This window comes from Acinetobacter lactucae, from assembly GCF_013344765.1.
Taxonomy (GTDB): Bacteria; Pseudomonadota; Gammaproteobacteria; order Pseudomonadales; family Moraxellaceae; genus Acinetobacter; species Acinetobacter lactucae_A.
This window is the reverse complement of record NZ_JABVBF010000284.1, coordinates 1-2,115: the sequence shown is the minus strand read 5'-3', so window position 1 is coordinate 2,115 and position 2,115 is coordinate 1. Positions and strand designations below refer to the sequence as shown.

Below are 2,115 nucleotides of genomic sequence, written 5' to 3'. Positions count from 1 at the left end.
GTAATAAGCTGTTTAAAAAAAGAACTAAAAATAGAGGAAATAATTGAAAAAAATTCTATTAATTGTCATAAACCCGTGTTAAGCTCGAACCGTTTTAGGATTTACCACACAATCAAATTGATTTAATAACCCTATAACAAATGGATGTAACCGGAAATTGTTGATAGTTTTACAGAATGATTACAAGCTTTAAGATTATAAATATTTTAAAACCTTGTTTGCTCTGCTGTTTGCAACACCGGAAGGTCCTTTTTTCAACATCTGAGGATTGACTTATGACAGCTCGTGAACAAGGCGTAGTAAAGTGGTTTAATGACACTAAAGGCTTTGGTTTTATTCAACGTAACGGCGGCGACGATGTATTCGTTCACTTCCGTGCAATCGTAGGTGACGGTCACCGTTCTCTACGTGATGGTCAACGTGTAGAGTTTAGCGTTGTACAAGGTCAAAAAGGTTTTCAAGCTGAAAACGTTCAGCCTTTAGACTAAGACTAATTCATCTTTTTGATGAATGATGGACGCTCCAATTTTTGAATTGGGGCGTTTTTGTTTATAATGATCTTCTTATTCGAGAGATTGTTTCTTAGAGCACGTATTTATGACATCTGGTTTTGAAACCTTGAATTTACATCCGCAACTTAAAAAGGCGATTGATGCTTTAGGGTTTACTCAAATGACCCCAATTCAGCAAAAGGTTTTAAAATATACATTAGCCGGGCATGATGCAATTGGGCGAGCACAGACAGGAACAGGTAAGACAGCTGCCTTTCTGATTAGTGTAATTAATGATTTACTCAATAATCCGATTCAAGAACAGCGTTTCCGTGGTGAGCCACGTGCCTTAATTTTGGCACCCACTCGTGAATTGGCGTTGCAAATTGAAAGTGATGCAAAGCTACTCACGAAATTTTCAGATTTGCACCTTGTAACATTATTAGGTGGTGTGGATTTTGATAAGCAAAAGAAACAGTTAGATGCTAATTTTGTCGATATCATGGTCGCTACCCCTGGGCGTTTAATTGATTTTGTAGAACAAAAAGAAGTTTGGCTCGATCAAATTGAATTTTTAGTGATTGATGAAGCTGACCGTTTATTGGACATGGGTTTTATTCCTTCGGTAAAACGTATTGTCCGTTACTCTCCGCGTAAAGAACAACGTCAAACGCTGATGTTCTCTGCGACATTTAGTTATGACGTTTTGAATTTGGCAAGACAATGGTTGTTCGAACCCATTACTGTTGAAATTGAGCCTGAGCAAAAAACGAATAACGATGTAGAGCAACGAGTATATGTTGTGGCTAAACAAGACAAATATCGTTTACTACAAGATATCTTGCGTGAAGAGCCTATCGATAAAGTCATGATTTTTGCTAACCGACGTGATCAAGTACGCCGTCTCTATGATCATTTAAAGAAAGATGGATACAGAGTCGGTATGCTTTCGGGTGAGATTGCTCAAGATAAACGGTTAAAAATGTTAGAGCAATTTAAGCAAGGTAAACATAATATTATGATTGCGACGGATGTTGCGGGTCGCGGTATTCATGTAGATGGCGTATCGCACGTCATTAACTTTACCTTGCCTGAACAGTCTGATGATTATGTGCACCGTATTGGACGTACAGGTCGCGCTGGGTCACAAGGGGTAAGTATTAGTTTTCTTTCAGAAGATGATGCCTTTTATTTACCTGAAATTGAAAAAGCAATTGGTAAGAAATTACCACTGACCAGATTAGATGGTTATTGCTAATAAAAAAATCCCAATCATTTGATTGGGATTTTTTTGATTAATTAATTTTACAATAGAAAGTAAGCGTTGTTTGATAGTCATCATCTTTTGCTAAAGATGCATTTTTACCAGTTAATGTGCCAATCACACCTGCAGCAGCTTCAACCATTTGACCAGTTTTTTCACTTACAACATCTTTTAATACACCGTTGTAGGTTGTTTTTTCATCTACAACGACTGGTGTGGTATTTTTTGAACAAGTTTTTTGAGCTGCTGTAATCGCATTGTTTTTCGCAATTAAATTGGTTTTGCCAATACCCGTAACTTCAAACTGATTATTTTCTTTCTGAATTGCTAGAGTATTTTTAGGAGTAGTTGCACAAGCAC

General features: G+C 37.1%; 3 protein-coding genes. 2 read left to right on the top strand and 1 reads right to left on the bottom strand.

Translation table 11 applies throughout. The annotated features are described in order from the left end of the window. Positions 1-275: 275 nt before the first annotated feature. Both HUN22_RS16690 and rhlB read left to right on the top strand, forming a co-directional pair. Positions 276-488, top strand: coding sequence for a cold-shock protein (locus HUN22_RS16690; protein ID WP_000126912.1), 213 nt, complete (start codon positions 276-278; stop codon positions 486-488). A gap of 109 nt (positions 489-597) precedes the next feature. After that, positions 598-1,749, top strand: coding sequence for an ATP-dependent RNA helicase RhlB (rhlB, locus tag HUN22_RS16685; RefSeq protein ID WP_032053420.1), 1,152 nt, complete (start codon positions 598-600; stop codon positions 1,747-1,749). 37 nt (positions 1,750-1,786) lie between these two features. Here the strand turns inward: rhlB and HUN22_RS16680 are convergent. Next, on the bottom strand, positions 1,787-2,115 hold a 329-nt coding region (locus tag HUN22_RS16680), incomplete at its 5' end, for a hypothetical protein (RefSeq protein ID WP_174731724.1).

Bases quoted from the DNA above. Each gene is read 5' to 3' on its own strand.
- rhlB (WP_032053420.1), top strand. From the start codon at position 598: ATGACATCTGGTTTTGAAACCTTGAATTTACATCCGCAACTTAAAAAG.
- HUN22_RS16690 (WP_000126912.1), top strand. From the start codon at position 276: ATGACAGCTCGTGAACAAGGCGTAGTAAAGTGGTTTAATGACACTAAA.